The sequence below is a fragment of the Pseudoxanthomonas sp. Soil82 genome (assembly GCF_040446535.1).
In the GTDB taxonomy this organism is placed as follows: domain Bacteria; phylum Pseudomonadota; class Gammaproteobacteria; order Xanthomonadales; family Xanthomonadaceae; genus Pseudoxanthomonas; species Pseudoxanthomonas kaohsiungensis.
Genome location: NZ_JBEAAK010000001.1, coordinates 1,196,254 through 1,216,150 on the forward strand (window position 1 = coordinate 1,196,254; position 19,897 = coordinate 1,216,150).

Sequence of the window (19,897 nt, forward strand, 5' to 3'; positions counted from 1 at the left end):
CCGGCCTCATCGATGATCAACAAACTGCTCACCCGTGTCTTCGGCAGCCGCAACGAACGGCTCCTGCGCCAGCTGGACCGCATCGTCGCCAAAATCAACGCGCTCGAGCCGGAGATGAAGAAGCTCTCCGACGACGCGCTCAAGGCCAAGACCCCGGAGTTCCAGCAGCGTATCGCCGCCGGTGAGGCGCTCGACACCGTCCTGCCCGAAGCGTTCGCGGTCTGCCGCGAGGCCAGCCACCGCGTGCTGGGCATGCGCCACTACGACGTACAGCTGATCGGCGGCATGGTCCTGCACCTGGGCAAGATCGCGGAGATGCGCACGGGCGAGGGCAAGACCCTGGTCGGTACCCTTCCGGTGTACCTCAACGCCCTGGAAGGCAAGGGCGTGCACGTGGTCACGGTCAACGACTACCTGGCCCGCCGCGACGCGGCCTGGATGGGCAAGCTCTACAACTGGCTCGGCCTGAGCGTGGGCGTGGTCTACCCGGGCATGCCGCATTCGGACAAGAAGGCCGCCTACGCCGCCGACATCACCTACGGCACCAACAACGAATTCGGCTTCGACTACCTGCGCGACAACATGGCGCTGTCGAAGGCCGACCGCTTCCAGCGCGGCCTGCACTACGCCATCGTCGACGAGGTGGACTCGATCCTGATCGACGAGGCGCGCACCCCGCTGATCATCTCAGGCCCGGCCGACGAATCGCCCGAGCTGTACATCCGGGTCAACCGCATCGTGCCGCAGCTCAAGCGCCAGGAGGCCGAGGAAGGCGAGGGCGACTACTGGGTCGACGAGAAGGGCAAGCAGGTGCACCTGTCCGAGGCCGGCATGGAGCACGCCGAGCTGCTGCTGCGCCGCGCCGGCATCCTCGGCGAGGACGACGGCCTGTACGGGGCCAACAACCTGTCGGTGGTCCACCACCTCAACGCCGCGCTGCGCGCGCACGCCATCTACCAGCGCGACGTGGACTACATCGTGCGCGACGGCGAAGTGGTGATCGTCGACGAGTTCACCGGCCGCACCCTGGCCGGGCGCCGCTGGTCCGACGGCCTGCACCAGGCGGTGGAGGCGAAGGAGGGCGTGCCGGTCCAGCGCGAGAACCAGACCCTGGCCAGCATCACCTTCCAGAACCTGTTCCGCATGTACAAGAAGCTGTCCGGCATGACCGGCACGGCCGACACCGAGGCGTACGAGTTCCAGAGCATCTACGGCCTGGAAGTGATCGTGATCCCGACCCACAAGCCGGTGCAGCGCAAGGACCATCCCGACCAGGTGTTCCTCAACCGCGAGGGCAAGTTCCGCGCGGTGCTGGCCGACATCGAGGATTGCTTCAAGCGCGGCCAGCCGGTGCTGGTGGGCACGACCTCGATCGAGACCTCGGAGATGCTCTCCGACTACCTGCGCAAGGCCGGGGTCGTGCACGAAGTGCTCAACGCCAAGCAGCACGAGCGCGAGGCGCAGATCGTCGCCAACGCCGGCCGCCCGGGCGCGGTGACCATCGCCACCAACATGGCCGGCCGCGGCACCGACATCGTGCTCGGTGGTTCGCTGGAAGCCGAGTTGCACGAACTGGGCGAGGAAGCCAGCGCGCTGGACAAGGCCAAGGTCCGCCGGGAGTGGCAGAAGCGCCACGACCAGGTCAAGGAGGCCGGCGGCCTGCACATCGTCGGCACCGAGCGGCACGAGTCGCGCCGCATCGACAACCAGCTGCGCGGCCGCTCCGGCCGCCAGGGCGACCCGGGCTCGTCCCGCTTCTACCTGTCGCTGGAAGACAACCTGATGCGCATCTTCGCCTCCGACTGGGTGCAGAAGGCGATGCGGATGATGGGCATGAAGGAAGACGACGTCATCGAGGACAAGCTGGTCAGCCGCCAGATCGAGAAGGCCCAGCGCAAGGTCGAGGCGCACAACTTCGACATCCGCAAGAACCTGCTGGACTTCGACGACGTCAACAACGACCAGCGCAAGGTGATATACGCCCAGCGCGACGAACTGCTGGATGCCGATTCGGTCAAGGACAACATCGACGGCATCCGCGGCGACGTGGTCGCCGAGCTGGTGTCCCGCTACGTGCCGGCCGACTCGGTCGACGAGCAATGGGACCTGCCCGGCCTCGAGGCGGCGCTGGAAGGCGAGATCGGCCTGCGCCTGGACCTGCAGGGCCTGGTGAAGGGCGCCGAGGAGCTGGACGCCGAGGGCATCGAGCGCCACGTGCAGGATGCGGTGGCGGCGATGTTCGAGCAGAAGGAAGCGCAGCTCGGCGCCGAGACCGCGCGCGCGCTGGAGAAGCACATCATGCTGACCGTGCTCGACCAGGGCTGGAAGGAGCACCTGGCGCGCATGGACTACCTGCGCCAGGGCATCCACCTGCGCGGCTACGCGCAGAAGCAGCCCAAGCAGGAATACAAGAAGGAAGCCTTCGAGCTGTTCTCGGAGATGCTGGAGAACGTCAAGCGCCAGGTGGTGACCCTGCTGGCGCGGGTGCGCGTGCGCACCGAAGAGGAGATCGCCGAGCTGGAGGCGCAGGAGCGCGCCCAGGCCGAGGCCCGGCTGCGCCAGGCCCAGTTCCAGCACGCCGCCGCGGCCGGCTACGACACCGAGGACGAGGTCGCCGCGATCGAGCGCGAGCGCCACGCCAGCGTGATGGGCACCGCCGCCGCCGGCACCGTCGTGCGCGAGGCGCCGAAGGTCGGCCGCAACGACCCGTGCCCGTGCGGCAGCGGCAAGAAGTACAAGCACTGCCACGGCCAGCTGGCCTGACCGAATGCCCATCGGCGACCCGGGACCCGGGTCGCCGCCGATGAAAAGGCCGTCGCGCTCCCTGTAGGAGCCGATCCTCATCGGCGACCCGACGCACGCTGGCCGACCGAGTCGACCCGCGATCCGATGCGTCCCCGGTGTCGCCCATGAAGATGGGCTCCTACACAAGGCGCGCGCTCCTGTAGGAGCCGATCCTCATCGGCGACCCGGCGCACGCTGGCCCGACCGAGTCGTCCCGCGATCCGGTGCGTCCCGGCGTCGCCCATGAGGATGGGCTCCTACACAAGGTGCGTGCTCCTGTAGGAGCCGATCCTCATCGGCGACCCGACGCACGCCGCCCGACCGAGTCGTCCCACGATCCGATGCGTCCCGGCGTCGCCCATGAGGATGGGCTCCTACACGAGGGGTGTAATTCCGGGAGGGCCGCCTTCCCGGGTAAGCTGATCCCATGGAAAGCCCGCTCCGCTCGATCCACGTCGTCGCCGGCGTCCTCACCGACGTGCGCGGGCGCGTGCTGCTCGCCCGCCGCGGCGAGGACAGCGACCTGTCCGGCCTCTGGGAATTCCCCGGCGGCAAGCGCGAGCCCGGCGAGAGTTCGGAAGCGGCGCTGGCGCGCGAGCTGCACGAGGAGCTGGGCATCGAGGCCGAAGTCGGCGACGCGCTGATCGAGGTGCCGCAGGAGTACCCCGGCAAGCGCCTGCGCCTAGAAGTGCGCGTGATCCCGCGCTGGAAAGGCACACCGCGCGGACGCGAGGGCCAGGCCCTGACCTGGGTCGCCCCCGAACGGCTGGCGCGGTACTCGATGCCCTCGGCCGACGTGCCCGTGGTGGGCGCGCTGCGCCAGCCGGACCGCTACCTGGTCACCCCCGAGCCCGGCGACGAACCGGCCGCCTGGCGCGACTCGCTCGCGCGCGCGCTGGCCGACGGCATCGAGCGGGTGCAGCTGCGCGCGCGCAGCCTGGCGCCGGCGGCGTATACCGCCCTGGCCCGCGCGGTGGCCGAGGACTGCCGCAAGGCCGGCGCCGGGCTGCTGCTCAACCGCGACATCGCGCTGGCCGCCGAGCTCGGCGTGGGCGTGCAGCTGGGCAGCGAGCAGCTGGCCGGCCTGGCCGCGCGGCCGCTGCCCGCCGGCGTGCCGGTCGGCGCGTCCTGCCACGACCTGGATGACCTGCGCCAGGCGCAGGCGCTGGGTTGCGACTTCGCCGTCCTCGGGCCGGTGAAGGACACCGCGACCCATCCGGGCGCGAGGACACTGGGCTGGGACGGCTTCGTCGCCCTGCGCGAACAGGTCGCGCTGCCGATCTACGCCATTGGCGGGCTGACCGTCGACGACCTGCCCGTGGCCCGCGGCCACGGCGCACAGGGCATTGCCGCCATACGCAGCCTGTGGCCATAACGGCTTCCGGGCTTCATCCTTGTTTTGTAGGAGCCCATCTTCATGGGCGACACCGTGGACGCTCGGATGGCGGGGGCCGCAGGTGATCCGGCCCGCGCCGGGTCGCCCATGAAGATGGGCTCCTACAGACGGGACGCCAGCGCGCGGTAGCGGGCGTCGAGGTCGCGCACGGGTGTCTCCAGGTGATCCGGATGCCCGTCGTTGACCAGCACGTCGTCGGCGATGGCCAGTCGCGCCTCGCGCGATACCTGCGCGGCGATCATGCGCCCGGCCAGCGCCTCGTCGACGCCATCCCGCCGCATCAGGCGCGCGCGCTGCAGCTCCACCGGCGCATCCACCACCAGGATGCGGCCCAGCCACGGATACGCGGCGCGCCCCCCGGCCTCGGCCAGCAGCGGGATCGCGGCGATCGCATACGGGCCGGCCGCCACGCGGCACTCGTGCTCCAGCGCGAGGCGGATCGCCGGATGGGTGATCGCTTCCAGGTCGGCGCGCGCCTGCGGGTCGCTGAAGATCTGTTCGCGCAGCCGGCGCCGGTCCAGGCGGCCGTCGGCGAGCAGGATGCCGGCGCCGAACCGCTCGGCGATCCGCGCCAGCGCCGGCTGGCCCGGCTCGACCACCGCCCGCGCCACCACGTCGGCATCGGCCACGTGTACGCCCAGCGCCTCGAACCGCCGCGTGACCTCGCTCTTGCCCGAGGCCACCCCGCCGGTGAGGCCGATGATGAAATCGCTCATGCCCGCATTGTAGGAGCCCATCCTCATGGGCGACACGGGCGGGTCGGACCGCGAGGTGCCGCGGGCGGTGCCGGCGAGCGTGGGGTCGCCGATGAGGATCGGCTCCTACAGGAGCACGCGCCTTGCGTAGGAGCCCATCTTCATGGGCGACACGGGCGGGTCGGACCGCGAGGTGCCGCGGGCGGTGGCGGCGAGCGTGGGGTTGCCGATGAGGATCGGCTCCTACCCCAGGCCCGATACCCGCATGTACGCGCCGATCATCTGCTCGCCCCAGAAGAACACGATCCACCCGGCGATCGCCAGATACGGACCGAACGGGATCGGCGTGGCGCGGTCGCGGCCCTTGTAGGCCAGCCAGACCGAGCCGATCACCGCGCCCACCACCGACGACAGCAGGATGATCGGCAGGATCCCCTTCAGCCCCACCCACGCGCCGAGCGCGGCCAGCAGCTTGAAGTCGCCGTGGCCCATGCCTTCCTTGCCGGTGAGCTGCTTGAACAGCCACCACACGCTCCACAGCGACACGTAGCCGACGATCGCGCCGAGCAGGGCCGGCTTGGCCGGGATGAACAGGTTGTCCAGGCTGGCGACCAGGCCCAGCCACATCAGCGGCAGGGTCAGGCTGTCAGGCAGCAGGCGGGTGCGCAGGTCGATGCCCGACAAGGCGATCAGGTACCAGGTCAGCACCATCGCGCCGAAGCCCTGCCAGCCGAAGCCGAAACGCCAGGCGCACAGCACCGTCAGCAGGCCGGTCAGCAGTTCCACCAGCGGGTATTGCGCGGAGATCTTCTGGCCGCTGTAGCGCGAGCGGCCGCGCAGCGCCAGCCAGCTGAAGACCGGGATGTTCTCCCACCACTTCAGCCGGTCGCCGGTGACCGGGTCGTGCGAAGGCTCGACCACGATCCCGGGTGGCGGCGGATCATAGATTTCCGGCAGCTCCAGGATCTCGCGCGCGTCGCGCTTCCACTCCCACTCCAGCCGCCTGGGCAGGCGCAGGATGACCACGTTGAGGAAGCTGCCGACGGCCAGGCCGACGGCGGCAACGAGCGGGTAGCCCAGCAAAGGCTGCTGGTCGAGGAATGCCATGCGGGGTGGTTCTTCTTGTTATTAGATCGCTGCGCCGAGCTTGAAGATGGGCAGGTACATGCCGATCACCATGCCGCCGATCAAGACGCCCAGCACTACCATGATCATCGGTTCGATGAGGCTGGCCAGCGCGTCGACGGAGTTGTTCACTTCCTGCTCGTAGTACTCCGCCACTTTGAACAGCATGGCATCGAGGGCGCCTGCTTCTTCACCGATCGCGGTCATTTGTATGACCATGTGTGGAAACAGGTTGGTCTGCTTCATCGCGAGGTTGACCGGGTAGCCCACGGCCACGTCGTCGCGGATCCGAAGCACCGCCTTCTCGTAGACCGTATTGCCGGTGGCGCCGGCTACCGATTCCAAGGCCTCGACCAGCGGGACGCCGGCCTTGAAGGTCACCGCCGTGGTACGCGCGAACCGGGCGATCGCACTATTGTGGATGATCGGGCCGATGACCGGCACCCTGAGGATCGCGCGGTCCAGGAAATGCTGGAAGGCGGGAGACCGCTTGTAGAAGAAGAAGAAGGTGAAGAAGCCGCCGACTATCAGCCCAAGGATCAGGTACCAGTAAGACACCAGGAAATCGGACGCTGCCACGATCAGCTTGGTGAAGGCCGGGAGGTCGGCGCCGAAGTCGCGGAACACCGCTTCGAACTGCGGCACGACGAAGATCAGCAGGATGGCACTGACGATAATCGCTACCGCGACGGTCATCGCCGGGTAGAAGAGCGCCTTCTTGATCTTGCCCTTGAGCGCCTCGATGTTCTCCTTGTAACTGGCGATGGTGTCCAGCACCGTCTCGAGTACGCCGGCGCCTTCGCCCGCGCGCACGAGGTTGCGGAAAAGCTCGTCGAACTGCACCGGGTGCTTGGAGATCGCCTCGTACATTGAGGAACCGCCTTCGATGTCGCTGCGTATCTGGCCGATCATGGCCTTCATGCGCGGATTCTTGTGGCCGCCGCCGATGATCTCCAGCGCCTGGACGATGGGCACGCCGGATTTCATCATGGTGGCCATCTGCCGGCTGAAGAAGGCGATGTCCTTGGGGGTGATCACGGACCCGGCGGAGCCGAACAGCGGCTTCGGCTTGGCCTTGACCGCCGTCGGGGTGATCCCCTGGCGGCGCAGTTCGGCCTTCAGGATGTTGGCGCTCTTGGCCGGCGCCTCGCCCTTCATCTTCACGCCGCGCTTGTCGGTGCCCTCCCAGAGGAAAGGCATCAGCCGGTTAGTGTCCCGTTCGACGGGCACGGTCTTCTTCACGGCACTGCGGGTCGCGGACATTCTGGTCTCCCCGCCGGCATTCCCCACGCCGGCATGTCGCCGCATGGTAGCCGCTAAAGCGGCCCCTGACAGCCACCCCCATCACGCTTCCTCCAAGGCGCCGGACCGCTCCCCGCCACTTGTATGTGCAGAAGCCCGTTCTCGCGGGCGGCCCTATCCCTTCGTAAGAGGCCGCGACGCTCTGTGGCCCGGTTCCAGGGCGACCGCCAGGTCCTTCCCGCGAACGGGGCTCCCGCCAAGGCCGTTGCCCCAAACCTGCGACGGTCCGGCATCCCATCTGGCCAGCCTCGGCTCCGAGCATGACCTACATGGTCACTTTATGACGTTTTCGGTCACAACCGCCCCTGTGCCCACGGTCACTCCCCGAACGTGGCCCATGACCGGTCGTTAGCGGCAAACGGCTGGTAGACTGAACACGCTCGTTCGGGGAGCCCGAAGTTGGCACGACATGTGCGTGAATCATCGTACGTGGCTACCCGCCGCGCATTGCCCGCGCTCCGGAAAGGACACGGGTCCGGAAGGCAAAGTGTCCTAACCACCAACCGCTCTAGGGGATTTGAACCATGAAGAAGAACATGCAGGGCTTCACCCTGATCGAACTGATGATCGTGGTCGCGATCGTCGCCATCCTGGCCGCCATCGCACTGCCGGCGTACCAGGACTACGTGGTCCGCTCGCGCGTTTCCGAGGCCATGACCGCCGCGTCGGCGGCCAAGATCCTGGTCGCCGAGAATGCCGCCAACGGCCGTCCGCTGGCCCAGGGCTTCACCCCCCCGGCTGCGACCAAGAACCTCACCACCGTCGCCATCTCGGCCACGGGCGTGATCACCGCCACCACCACCGCTGCGGCGGGCGGCGGCACCATCGTCTTCACCCCGGCTCCGGCGCTCGTTGCCGGCACCCCGCCGGCCGACCGCATCGACTGGAACTGCACCGGCGGCACGCTGCAGCAGAAGTACCGTCCGGCCGAATGCCGTAGCTAATTCGTTGCACGAGCCCCGGCCATTGGCCGGGGCTCTTTTTTTGGTGCCTGCGAGATCGCGTCGAAGGGGAAAACGATGCGCCATGCCAAGGGATTCACCCTCATCGAGCTGATGATCGTGGTAGCGATCATCGCCATCCTGGCCGCCGTGGCTTTTCCGGCCTATCAGGACTACGTCATACGCTCCCGCGTGGTGGAGGGCTTGAGCCTCCTGGCGGATGCCAAGACCACCGTGGTCGAGAATGCCGCGTCAGGCCGGCCCTTCGCGCAGGGATTCGTGTTCCCGACGGGGACAAAGAGCGTCACCAGCATTGCCATAGACGCCGCCACGGCGCAGATCACCGTCACCATGCGGGCCAATGCCGGCAATGGGACCATCATCTTTCTGCCTTCACCCGCCTTGGTCGCAGGAACGCCGCCCACGGACCGGGTGGAATGGACCTGCACCGGGGGTTCGCTCGAAAACAGGTATCGTCCAAGCGAGTGCCGATCCTGAGTTGTTCCGGCTTTGAGGTCGCTTGCGCCCCACCTGCGCGCGACAAGCCCAGCGCCATCCCAGCCTCCGCGCTGTCGTGATTCAGCAGTGCGCGCTGCTGGCGTCCGCAAGTGGCACGGGGATTGCGGTATCTTCCTTCGGTGCAACTGGAAGGAAACCCCATGAACGCCGCGGTCAACGCCAATCTGGTAGGTATCACAGGCATCGCCCGCCGCCTCGTGCAGGACGGCGTACTCGAGGAGGGCGCCGCACGGACCGCGATGGCGCAGGCGGCCGCTGCCAAGGTGCCGCTGGCGCAATGGATATCCGATAAGAAGCTAGTGGCTCCCGCCCACATGGCGGCCGCGAACGCGGTCGAGTTCGGCATGCCGCTGTTGGACGTTTCCTCCTTCGACGTTGCGCAGAATGCGCTGAAACTCGTCAGCGAGGAGCTTATCCAGAAGCATCACGTGCTGCCGCTGTTCAAGCGTGGCAACAAGCTGTTCGTGGGAATTAGTAATCCGACTCAGACGGCATCACTGGCCGAGCTGCAGTTCCATACCAACCTGGTGGTGGAAGCGATCCTCGTGGACGAGGACCAGATCCGGCGCACGCTTGAGCAGTGGCAGAACGCCGGTGGTCAGATCAGCGGGGACCTCGCTGGCGGCGACGACGAGGGACTAGACAACCTCGACGTCGGCGGTGGTGATGATGAAGCCGGCTCGGAGTCCGGCGTCGACGCCAAGGGCGACGACACCCCGGTGGTCAAGTTCGTCAACAAGGTGCTGATCGACGCGATCCGCCGCGGGGCGTCGGACATCCACTTCGAGCCCTACGAGAGCGAGTACCGCGTGCGCCTGCGCATCGACGGCCTGCTCAAGTCGGTGGCCAAGGCCCCGGTCAAGCTGAGTCCGCGCATCGCCGCGCGCCTGAAGGTGATGGCGCAACTGGACATCGCCGAGAAGCGCGTCCCCCAGGACGGCCGCATCAAGCTCAACCTGTCCAAGACCAAGCAGATCGACTTCCGCGTCAGTACCCTGCCGACCCTGTTCGGCGAGAAGGTGGTGCTGCGTATCCTCGACGGCAGCGCCGCCAAGCTGGGCATCGACAAGCTGGGTTACGAGGAGGACCAGCAGAAGCTGTTCCTCGATGCCATCCAGAAGCCCTACGGCATGGTGCTGGTGACCGGCCCGACCGGTTCGGGCAAGACGGTGTCGCTGTACACCGCGCTGGGCATCCTCAACGACGACGTGCGCAACATCTCCACGGTCGAGGACCCGGTCGAAATCCGCCTGCCGGGCGTGAACCAGGTGCAGCAGAACACCAAGCGCGGCATGACCTTCGCCGCGGCGCTGCGCAGCTTCCTGCGCCAGGACCCGGACATCATCATGGTCGGCGAAATCCGCGACCTGGAGACGGCCGAGATCGCGATCAAGGCGGCGCAGACCGGCCACATGGTGCTGTCGACCCTGCACACCAACGACGCGCCGCAGACCATCGCGCGCCTGATGAACATGGGCATCGCCCCGTACAACATCACCTCCTCGGTGACCCTGGTGATCGCCCAGCGCCTGGCGCGGCGGCTGTGCTCCAAATGCAAGAAGCCGGTGGAACTGCCGGAACATGCGCTGCTGGCCGAGGGGTTCACCGAGGCCGAGATCAAGGCCGGCGTGACCCTGTTCGAAGCGGTCGGTTGCGACGAGTGCACCGAGGGCTACAAGGGCCGCACCGGCATCTACCAGGTCATGCCGATGAGTGATGCGATCCAGGAGATCGTGCTCGAGGGCGGAAACGCCATGCAGATCGCCGAGGTCGCGCAGAAGTCCGGCATCCGCGACCTGCGCCAATCCGCATTGATGAAATGCCGCAATGGCATCACCAGCCTGGCCGAGATCAATCGCGTCACCAAGGATTGAGCGGTGGGCGGGATGGTCCCGTGCGTGCCGGGCGGCATCGCGGAGCGGGCGTCATCGGTGATGCGGCGCCGTCGGCATGCCGGTGGCGTCGCCTTCCATGCATCGACGATCCCGTGCGTCGTCGGGTCGCCCATGAGGATGGGCTCCTACAGGGGCGGGGGCGCTGGCCGTTAAGGGAAGTGTGAGCAGTGCGTGACCGGTCGCCACGCGTGCTGGGGTAAGCTCGCAGCACAGTGTCGGCCCGGCGAAGGATTCCGCCGCGAGGGGGGAAGGCATGAGTGGAAACGCCCGTCCGGGCGATGAGGCGATGTTGGCGTTCGAGCCCGAACGCGGCAGTGACCATGACCCGTCCGGGGTCGTGCCCTTCACCATACTCAGCGTCGACGACGATCCCGCCTTCCAGCAGTCGCTGCGGCTGGCGCTGCGCGACTTCCGTTTCCAGGGCAGCCCGCTGCAGCTGCTCACCGCCTCCAGTGCCGCCGAGGCCGAGGTGCTGCTGGCGCGTACGCCCGGCGTGTCGGCGATCCTGCTCGACGTGGTCATGGAGACCGACGACGCCGGCCTGCGCCTGGTGCGCGCCGTGCGCGAGGAGCTGGGCGACCGCGAGGTCCGGATCATCCTGGTCACCGGCCAGCCCGGCGTGGCGCCGATGCAGCAGGCGCTGGACCAGCTCGACATCAGTGACTACTGGCTCAAGACCGACCTGCACCGCGAGCGCCTGCAGGGCGTGCTCACCGGCAACCTGCGCACCTGGCGCGAGATCCACGCGCTGGGCCGGGCCAAGCGCGGCCTGCAGCGGATCGTGCACGCCGGACGCCAGCTGGCCGGGTTGCGCGACCTGGGCGATTTCTCGCAGCGGATGCTGCACGAGCTGGCCGAACTGCTGCAGGTGCCACCCGAAGGCCTGGTCTGCGTGCGCGCCGAGCACCCCGAGGCGCCGGCGCCGCAGGCGCGCGTGGTCGGCGCGGCCGGCCGCTTCGCCGCGCTGAACATGCGCCGCCTGCACGAGGTCGACGAGGCCGGCGTGCGCGACCTGCTGCTGCGCGCGCTGGGCGGGCGCACCTCGATCGGAACGCCTGCCAGCCAGGTGCTGTTCTTCGACGGCGACGCGTCCTCGCCGGACGCGGCGGTGTACCTGGCCACCGGCCGCCAGGTCGACGCTGAAGAGCGCGAGCTGCTGCGCGTGTTCGCCACCCATGCCAACGCCGGCATGGTCAATGTCGACCTGGCCGCGCGCCTGGACCAGGTGGCCTACCAGGACGGGCTGCTCGGCATCGCCAACGGCAACCTGCTGCAGCGCGAACTGCAGCGCCACCTGGACGCGCCAGGACCCAGCGGGCAGGCGATGCTGATGGTGGACCTGGGCCAGTACACCCATGGCAGCCTGGCGCTCGGGCCGGAGCAGGGCGACCTGCTGCTGGGCCGCATGGCCGAGCGGCTGCGCGAGCTGTACCCGCCGCCGTGCCTCGTCGCGCGCCTGCACGAGGGCACCTTCGCCGTGCTCGGCCCCGCGGACATGCTGGCCACCGATCCGGTGGCGGCGCTGGAGAGCGTGGACAACGACCACGCACTGCCGTTCCTGGGCGTGGACGCGGCGCGGATCGCGCTGGACGGCTACCACGGCTCCGCGCGCGAGGCCACCTCGGCCGGCCTGCTGCTGCTGCGCGGCCTGCGCGCCAGCGGCGGGCACGGGGTGGTCGACTACAGCCCGGAGACCGAGCGCGACAACCGGCGCCGGTTCCTGGAATCGCGCGCGTTGTACCGCGCCGTCGGCGAGCGCGCGATCCGGATCGAGCTGCAGGCGCAGGTGTCGCTGGCCGACGGCCGCGTGGTCGGCGCCGAGGCGTTGGCGCGCTGGACCGGCGAGGACGGGGTGGAGGTGCCGCCGGGACGCTTCATCCCCATCGCCGAGGCCACCGGCCTGATCGTGCCGCTGGGCACGCAGGTGATCGAGCAGGCCTGCCAGGCGCTGCGGGCGATGACCGCTGCCGGCTTCGGCGAGCAGACCGTGGCGGTGAACGTTTCGCCCCTGCAGCTGCGGCGCGGCGAATTCGTCGAGGAACTGCTGGCGATCGTCGAGCGCCACGGGCTGTCGCCGCGGCGGCTGGAGGTGGAGATCACCGAAGGCGCGGTGATGACCGACTACCAGGCCGGCCGCGAGGTGCTGGCGCGGCTGCGGCGGCTCGGCTTCCCGGTGGCGGTGGACGATTTCGGCACCGGCTATTCCTCGCTGCGCTACGTGCACTCGCTGCCGGTCAGCCGGCTCAAGCTCGACCGCGGCTTCACCGCGGAGATCGGCAGTGGCGCGGGCGAGCGCAGCGTGGCCGACATGATCATCGCCCTGGGCCGGCGGCTGGGCGTGGACGTGCTGGCCGAAGGCGTGGAGACGCCGCTGCAGGCGCAGTGGCTGCAGGCCCATGGCTGCCATTGCGCGCAGGGCTGGTTGTTCGCGCGGCCGGAACCGCCGGAAGCGTTCCTGCAGCGCCTGCGCGCGCAGGCGGGCCGGGCTTGAGGCTCCGCGCGCGCTGGCGGGCGTTCCGGCGCGACTGGCGCGCCGCCTGGGTGGCGGTGCGGGCCCAGCCGCGGCGGATGGCGCTGATCGCCGCGCCCTGGGCGCTCATCCTGCTGGTGGGCTTCCCGCTGCTGTGGACCGAGGTCGAGCGCGCGGTCGCGCTGCAGGCCCAGCAGGCCGGTCGCGACGCGGTCGCCACTGCCGCACAGACGACCCTGCGCTGGATGGCGCGCCTGCGCGAGGACACCGGCTTCCTGGCCCGGCTGACCCCGCGCCTGCTCGACGCCGGCGATGCCGCCGGGTCGCCGCTGGTGCAGACCTATTCGGCATTCCTGCAGGCCGGCCCGCGCTACCACAAGGTGCGCTGGATCGACGAAGGCGGCCGCGAACGCCTGCGCCTGGACTACGACGGTGGCGCGGTCGTCCAGTTGGAACCGGACGCCTTGCAGGACAAGCGCGACCGTCCCTTCTTCCTGCAAGGACTGGCCCTGCTTCCCGGGCAGGTGCACCTGTCGCCGCTGGACCTCAACGTCGAGGGCGGACGCATCGAGCGGCCGCTGCGTCCGACGCTGCGCGCCTCGTCGCCGTTCCGGAGCCATGACGGCGGGACCGGCGTGGTCGTGGTGAACATCCACGGCCAGATGCTGCTGGACCGCCTGAAGGAGCAGGCGCAACGGTCCGGGTTCGTGCTCTACCTGGTGCATCCGCAGGGCTACTGGTTGCAGGGACCCACGGCGGACGACGCCTGGGGCTGGCAGGTCGGGCGCCCGCAGCGCACGGTCGGCCACTTCGATCCTGCGTTGTGGCAGGCGATGCAGGCGCAGCCGGCCGGGCACTGGCGGCAGTGGAGTTTTTCGACCCTGCAGGCCGCCTGGGGCGGCGCCGAGGGCGACCTGCTGGCCCATGCCGATCCCACCCTCGGCCAGTTGCGGGTGCTGGTGCGGCCGCAGGCGCCGGCGGCCAAGCGCTGGAAGGCGCTGCTCGCCGCCTTGACCGTGCTGGCCGCGGCCCTGGGCGCGGCGGTGGTGCTGGTGATCGCGCGCGGCCTGGCGCGCGAGGCCGCATACCTGGCGCGGCTGCGCGAGGCCAATGCCGCGCTCGCCTCGGCCAATGCGGCGCTGGCCGAAGCCAACGACCGGCTGCACACCGTGCAGGAAGGCCTGGCGCGCGCCGAGCGCCTGTCCTCGCTCGGGCTGATGGTCGCCGGCGTGGCGCACGAGATGAACACCCCGCTGGGCAGCATCCGGCTGTCGCTGGGCACGCTGCGCGCCGGCGTGGCCAGGCTGTCGCGGCAGCTGCAGGACGGTTTGCGCCGCTCGGACCTGGAGGCGTTCCTGGCCGATGGCGGGCAGGCCGGCGAGCTGGCCGAGGCCGAACTGCGCCGCGTCACCGCGCTGATCCAGCGCTTCAAGCAGGTGGCGGTGGACCGGGCGACGCTGGAGCGGCGCCGGTTCGACCTGGCCGAGGCGGTGCTGGATTCGGATCCGCGCCTGCACCGCAGCGAATCGATCGACGGCGTCACCGTGCAGCTGGACCTGGAGCCGGACGTGGTCATGGACAGCTATCCGGGACCGCTGGAACAGGTGGTGGCCAACCTGCTCGGCAATGCGCTGGCCCATGGCTATCCGGCCGGCGGGCCCGGTCGCATCCGCCTGGCCGCGCGCGCCGACGGACCGGCGTACGCGGTGATCGAGGTGGCCGATGAGGGTGCCGGCATCGCGCCAGAGGCCCTGGCGCAGGTGTTCGAGCCGTTCTTCACCACCGCCCGCCACCGCGGCGGCACCGGCCTGGGCCTGCACATCGTCCACCAGGTGGTGACCGACGTGCTGGGGGGCGAGGTGCGCGTGCGCAGCCGCCGGCGCGGGGACGACGGAAGCGCGGATGCGCCCTCCGGCACGGTGTTCACCGTGCGCATCCCGCGCACCGGGCCGGCGCGGCCGGGGCCGTAGCGGCGCGGCTCGAACGCCTTTCCGCGCGGCTCGGGCAACGCGCCAAGTCGTCCTGCGGCTCAGCGCGCGGGTGGCGACCGCCGCACGGAACCGGGCGACTCGTCGTTATGTCGGCCGCTTGGCCCTTCCGTGGCTTGCCCGGGTGTGGAGACGTCGGCTCCGCGGCCGCAGGCGGTTCCAGGGGCGGCTCGAGTTAGGTGCCGGGTGAGGCTCCGTGTCCCTGGCCCGGGTTCTGGCGTCGTCCCGGCGAAAGATGCCGACGCGGGCGTCGCCCGTCGCCCGTCGCCCGGTCCGCGGGCGGCCCACGCCAAGGGTTAGCGGGGCCCACCGTGACGCGCGGGACATTCCTACCCGCCGGCGTGTGGTGCTCCGCTGGGCCGGCCTGCGTGGCGCCGGCACGCTGGCCGCATGGACATGCATGTCGACGACCGCTTCCGGGGACACCGCGCACTGCGGCGCGGGCGGGTGTCGTTGCCGGGGCAGGTCTACCACGTCACCGCGAGCACGCTCGGGCGTCGCCCATGGTTCGCCGATTTCCACGTCGGATGCGAGGCGGTGCGGGCGTTCCACCATCAGGTCGCGCTGGCCGATGCGCGGCTGCTGGCCTGGGTGCTGATGCCGGATCACGGGCACTGGCTGCTGCAGATGGGCGAATGCATGCCGCTGGAGCGGGTGGTGTCGCGACTCAAGGCCGCCTCCGGGGTCCGGGCCAACCGGATGCTGGCCCGCGCCGGCCCCCTCTGGGAGCCCGCCTTCCATGACCGCGCACTCCGCTGCGAGGACGACCTGTTCGCCGTGGCGCGCTACATCGTTGCCAATCCGCTGCGTGCAGGACTGGTGGAGCGCATTGGCGACTACCCCTTCTGGGACAGCGCGTTCCTGTAGGGGGCCGGTTCACCGGCGAGGGGCGGGGAGGGCGGGCCATTGAATCCGCCGGCCACGGGGTCGCCCATGAAGATGGGCTCCTACAGAATCGGCGCTGCTCTTTGTAGGAGCCGATTCATCGGCGACCCGAGGCGGGGAGAAGGCAGGCGAGCCATCCAGTCCGCTGGCCGCGCGGGTCGCCCATGAAGATGGGCTCCTACAGGATAGGCGCTGCTCTTCGTAGGAGCCGATTCATCGGCGACCCGAGGCGGGGAGAAGGCGGGCGAGCGATCGAATCTGCCGGCCGCGGGGGTCGCCCATGAAGATGGGCTCCTACAGGGATGGGCGCCGCTCTTTGTAGGAGCCGATTCATCGGCGACCCGAGGCGGGGAGAAGGCGAGCGAGCGATCGAATCTGCCGGCCGCGCGGGGTCGCCCATGAAGATGGGCTCTTACAGGAATCGGCGCCGCTCTTTGTAGGAGCCGATTCATCGGCGACCCGAGGCGGGGAGAAGGCGGGCGAGCCATCGAATTCGCCGGCCGCGCGGGGTCGCCCATGAGGATGGGCTCCTACGACAAGCGATGCGGTTGCCGATACGGAAGCCCCAGGGCTGGCCGCGAAAGCGGGCAGCGGTCATGCTTTGCGGGTCGATCCGATGCGGCCCGCCGATGTTCAGCATTCCGATACGCGTTTACTGGGAAGATACCGACGCCGGTGGCGTGGTCTACCACGCCCGTTACGTCGCGTTCCTGGAACGGGCCCGCAGCGATGCGTTGCGGGCCATGGGCCGGGGCCAGCAGGCGCTGCAGCAGGCCGGGCTGGTGTTCGCGGTGCATTCGATGCGGCTGGACTTCCTCCGCCCGGCGCGGCTGGACGACCTGCTCGAGGTCACCGCGGAGGTGGCCCGCGTCGGCCGCGCCAGCGTGGTCTTCACCCAGCGCATCCTGCGCGGGGAGGAACTGCTGCTGGCGGCCGAGGTCAAGGTCGCGGCGCTGCGGGCGGAGGACTTCCGCCCCTGCCCAGTGGAGGAGTCGCTGTACCAGGAACTGAAATCGCTGCAGGACGGTCGCAAGGAGTGACCCCTCGCCAGGGCCACCCGGCACCGGCCTGCAACCCGCCCCGGGCGGTCCACCGCAACAGACAATAGAACCGAGAGAGGAAACGGAAGGATGACCGGATCGATCCTGGCCCTGGTGGCCACCGTGGTGGAGGCGCTGCCTGAAGAGGCGGCCGCCGCCGCGGCAGGCGCCGCGGCCACCGCCGCGCATGGTGGCATCAACTACCTGGACCTGATGTTGCGCGCCAGCCTGCCGGTCAAGCTGATCGTGCTGCTGCTGCTGGCCGGCTCGTTGATCAGCTGGGTGATCATTTTCCGCAAGCTGCGCAGCTTCAAGGCCGCCGACCAGGAGGCCGACGAGTTCGAGAACCGGTTCTGGTCCGGTGCCGAGCTGGGCAAGCTGTACGCCTCGGCGACCGACCGCAACCGCGTGGTCGGCGGCCTGGAGGCGATCTTCGAGGCCGGCTTCCGCGAGTTCACCCGCCTGCGCGACAAGCGCCGGCACGATCCGCGCGCGCAGCTGGAAGGCGCGCAACGGGCGATGCGGGTGGCCTACACCCGCGAGGTCGGCGCGCTGGAGCGCAACCTCGAGCTGCTGGCCAACATCGGCTCGACCGCCCCCTACGTGGGCCTGGTCGGCACCGTGTTCGGGATCATGGTGACCATGCACGACATGGTCAGCCAGGGAGCCCAGGTCGGCATCGCCTCGGTGGCGCCGGGCATTTCCGAGGCGCTGTTCGCCACCGCGATCGGCCTGTTCGTGGCCATTCCGGCGGTGTGGGCCTACAACCGCTACACCACCCGCGTGGACCGGCTGTCGCAGCGCTACGAGAGCTTCTCCGACGAGTTCAGCTCGATCCTGCAGCGCCAGGCCGGCGCCGAAGAATGATCCGCCGCCCGCACCGCCCGGACGGAAGGAGCATGCAATGACGATGATGACCCGCCACAAGCGCCGCAAGCTCAAGTCCGAGATCAACGTCGTGCCGTACATCGACGTGATGCTCGTGCTGCTGATCATCTTCATGGTCACCGCGCCGCTGCTGAGCCTGAGCGTGGACGTGGACCTGCCGCAGTCGCAGGCGCGAGCGGTCGACAGCAAGAAGGACCCGGTGATCGTCACCGTCGACGCCGAGGGGCGCTATTTCCTGACCCTTCAGGGCGGCAAGCCCGAGGGCATCGACGCCACCGAGCTGACCGCGCGCCTGGCCGCCTTCGTCGCCCAGAACAAGGACGTGCCGGTGTTCGTCGCTGCGCCGGGCGTGACCGAGTACCAGAAGGTCATGGACACCATGGTCCTGGTCCAGCAGGCCGGCGTGCCGCGGGTGAGCCTGATGAGCCAGCCGGGTGGCAATGCACGCTGACGCCTTCTACCGCCATCCCGGCGACCGCGAGGGCGGGCTGGCCGGCCCGTTCGCGCTGGCGGTCGCCCTGCACCTGCTGGTCGCGCTGCTGTTTTGGGTGGCCTGGTGGTGGTCGCCGCAGCGGCAGGTGGAGCCGGCGGCCGGCTCGCCGGTGATCGAGGCCTCGCTGGTGATGTCGGCGTCCGACATCGCCGCCGCGCAGCAGCGCGCCGAGGATGCGCCCAAGCCCAAGCCGGAACCGTTGCCGCAGCCGATGACCGAGCTGGCGCCGGAGGAAACCGTGCCGCCGCCGCAGCCGCTGCCCGAACCGCGGCCGCAGGATGCGGTGGTGGCGCCGCAGCAGCAGGCCCAGGAGTTCATTCCCGAGCCGGACACCGTCGACCAGGACGCCGCGCGCCGCGATGCGATCGCCCAGGAGAAGGCCGAGCGCGAACAGGAAGAGCGCCGCCGCCAGGAGCAGGTCGACCTGACCGAGGAGCGCGAGAAGCAGAAGGCGGCCGAGAACCAGCGCCGGCTGGCGGCGCAGGCCGAGGAAGCCGAACGGCAGAAGAAGCTGGCCGAGATCCGCAGGCAACGCGAGCAGGCCGCCCGCCAGGCCGAGCTGGCCGAGCAGAAGCTGCGCCAGTTGCAGCAGGTGCAGCAGCGGCAGACCGCCGCGGCCACGCCCAGCCAGGGCACGCCGGGGCAGGGCGGGACCAGCGAGGACCTCACCGCCAAGTACGCCGCGGCGATCCAGCAGGCGGTGACCGCGCAGTGGATCCGGCCCGACACGGTGCCGCTGGGACAGCGTTGCCGGGTTTCGATCCGTCAGCTGCCCGGTGGCGAGGTGATCGACGTCCAGGTGCAGGCGGGCTGCCCGTTCGACGACGCGGGCCGCCGCTCGCTCGAGGCCGCCGTCCTTCGCGCCCAGCCCTTGCCCTATCGCGGGTTCGAGAACGTGTTCCAGCGCAACCTGACGCTCAACTTCGAGGCCCAGGACCGCTGAGCCGGCCGGTGCATGTGTGTGTGCGTAGGAGCCCATCCTCATGGGCGACCCGGGTGCCACGGGTCACGATGATCCGTCGGCATCCCAGCCGCCTCGGGTCGCCGATGAATCGGCTCCTACAGGAGCATCGTGCCGGTGCAGGCTGGCGCAACTCCGAGGCCCAGGACCGCTGAGCCCGGCCGGTGCATGTGTGTATGTAGGAGCCCATCCTCATGGGCGACCGCGGTGCCATGGGTCGCGATGATCCGTCGGCATCCCAGCCGCCTCGGGTCGCCGATGAATCGGCTCCTACAGGAGCATCGCGCCGGTGCAGGCTGGCGCTGCTCCGAGGCCCAGGACCGCTGAGCCCGGCCGGTGCATGTGTGTATGTAGGAGCCCATCCTCATGGGCGACCGCGGTGCCACGGGTCGCGATGATCCGTCGGCATCCCAGCCGCCTCGGGTCGCCGATGAATCGGCTCCTACAGGAGCATCGTGCCGGTGCAGGCTGGCGCAACTCCGAGGCCCAGGACCGCTGAGCCCGGCCGGTGCATG

The 19,897-nt window shown here is 69.6% G+C and carries 15 protein-coding genes; 12 read left to right on the forward strand and 3 right to left on the reverse strand.

Going from position 1 to position 19,897, the window contains the following annotated elements; all coding sequences use genetic code 11:
* Window positions 1-12: 12 nt before the first annotated feature.
* Together secA and ABKA19_RS05400 are read left to right on the forward strand one after the other, a co-directional pair.
* A complete protein-coding gene (secA, locus tag ABKA19_RS05395) occupies window positions 13-2,763 on the forward strand; it encodes a preprotein translocase subunit SecA (protein WP_353687989.1) in 2,751 nt (916 codons plus the stop codon).
* A 448-nt stretch (window positions 2,764-3,211) separates the two neighbouring features.
* Window positions 3,212-4,159 (forward strand): Nudix family hydrolase, encoded by a 948-nt coding sequence (locus tag ABKA19_RS05400; protein WP_353687990.1) that lies wholly within the window; start codon window positions 3,212-3,214, stop codon window positions 4,157-4,159.
* Between the two features lie 122 nt (window positions 4,160-4,281).
* On the opposite strand, the gene coaE is transcribed toward ABKA19_RS05400, so the two are convergent.
* From coaE to ABKA19_RS05415, 3 genes are all read right to left on the reverse strand, one after another.
* Window positions 4,282-4,896 (reverse strand): dephospho-CoA kinase, encoded by a 615-nt coding sequence (gene coaE, locus ABKA19_RS05405; protein WP_353687991.1) that lies wholly within the window; start codon window positions 4,894-4,896, stop codon window positions 4,282-4,284.
* A gap of 222 nt (window positions 4,897-5,118) precedes the next feature.
* Complete coding sequence (locus ABKA19_RS05410) at window positions 5,119-5,982, reverse strand: prepilin peptidase (protein WP_353687992.1); 864 nt, start codon at window positions 5,980-5,982, stop codon at window positions 5,119-5,121.
* 21 nt (window positions 5,983-6,003) lie between these two features.
* On the reverse strand, window positions 6,004-7,263 hold the full coding sequence (locus tag ABKA19_RS05415; protein WP_353687993.1) for a type II secretion system F family protein: 1,260 nt from the start codon (window positions 7,261-7,263) through the stop codon (window positions 6,004-6,006).
* Between the two features lie 563 nt (window positions 7,264-7,826).
* On the opposite strand from ABKA19_RS05415, the gene ABKA19_RS05420 reads away from it, so the two are divergent.
* The 10 genes from ABKA19_RS05420 to tolA all read left to right on the forward strand — a co-directional run bounded on the left by ABKA19_RS05420 (window position 7,827) and on the right by tolA (window position 19,364).
* Entirely contained in the window at window positions 7,827-8,246 is a 420-nt protein-coding gene (locus ABKA19_RS05420) for a pilin (RefSeq protein WP_353687994.1), read from the forward strand.
* A 75-nt stretch (window positions 8,247-8,321) separates the two neighbouring features.
* Complete coding sequence (locus tag ABKA19_RS05425) at window positions 8,322-8,741, forward strand: pilin (protein WP_353687995.1); 420 nt, start codon at window positions 8,322-8,324, stop codon at window positions 8,739-8,741.
* Window positions 8,742-8,902: 161 nt separating this feature from the next.
* Window positions 8,903-10,636, forward strand: coding sequence for a type IV-A pilus assembly ATPase PilB (pilB, locus tag ABKA19_RS05430; RefSeq protein WP_353687996.1), 1,734 nt, complete (start codon window positions 8,903-8,905; stop codon window positions 10,634-10,636).
* 274 nt (window positions 10,637-10,910) lie between these two features.
* The gene (locus ABKA19_RS05435; RefSeq protein WP_353687997.1) at window positions 10,911-13,148 is read left to right on the forward strand and encodes a GGDEF/EAL domain-containing response regulator; all 2,238 of its coding nucleotides are present in this window, start codon (window positions 10,911-10,913) and stop codon (window positions 13,146-13,148) included.
* Complete coding sequence (locus ABKA19_RS05440) at window positions 13,145-15,097, forward strand: ATP-binding protein (RefSeq protein WP_353687998.1); 1,953 nt, start codon at window positions 13,145-13,147, stop codon at window positions 15,095-15,097. The genes ABKA19_RS05435 and ABKA19_RS05440 overlap by 4 nt, the downstream gene beginning before the upstream one ends.
* A gap of 408 nt (window positions 15,098-15,505) precedes the next feature.
* Window positions 15,506-15,982: an REP-associated tyrosine transposase gene (locus ABKA19_RS05445; RefSeq protein WP_353687999.1), complete on the forward strand. Its 477-nt coding sequence runs from the start codon at window positions 15,506-15,508 to the stop codon at window positions 15,980-15,982.
* 614 nt (window positions 15,983-16,596) lie between these two features.
* A complete protein-coding gene (ybgC, locus tag ABKA19_RS05450; RefSeq protein WP_353688000.1) occupies window positions 16,597-17,040 on the forward strand; it encodes a tol-pal system-associated acyl-CoA thioesterase in 444 nt (147 codons plus the stop codon).
* A 90-nt stretch (window positions 17,041-17,130) separates the two neighbouring features.
* A complete protein-coding gene (gene tolQ / locus ABKA19_RS05455; protein WP_353688001.1) occupies window positions 17,131-17,907 on the forward strand; it encodes a protein TolQ in 777 nt (258 codons plus the stop codon).
* A 37-nt stretch (window positions 17,908-17,944) separates the two neighbouring features.
* A complete protein-coding gene (tolR, locus tag ABKA19_RS05460; RefSeq protein ID WP_353688002.1) occupies window positions 17,945-18,379 on the forward strand; it encodes a protein TolR in 435 nt (144 codons plus the stop codon).
* The gene (tolA, locus tag ABKA19_RS05465) at window positions 18,369-19,364 is read left to right on the forward strand and encodes a cell envelope integrity protein TolA (RefSeq protein WP_353688003.1); all 996 of its coding nucleotides are present in this window, start codon (window positions 18,369-18,371) and stop codon (window positions 19,362-19,364) included. The genes tolR and tolA overlap by 11 nt, the downstream gene beginning before the upstream one ends.
* The last annotated feature ends 533 nt before the right edge of the window (window positions 19,365-19,897 follow it).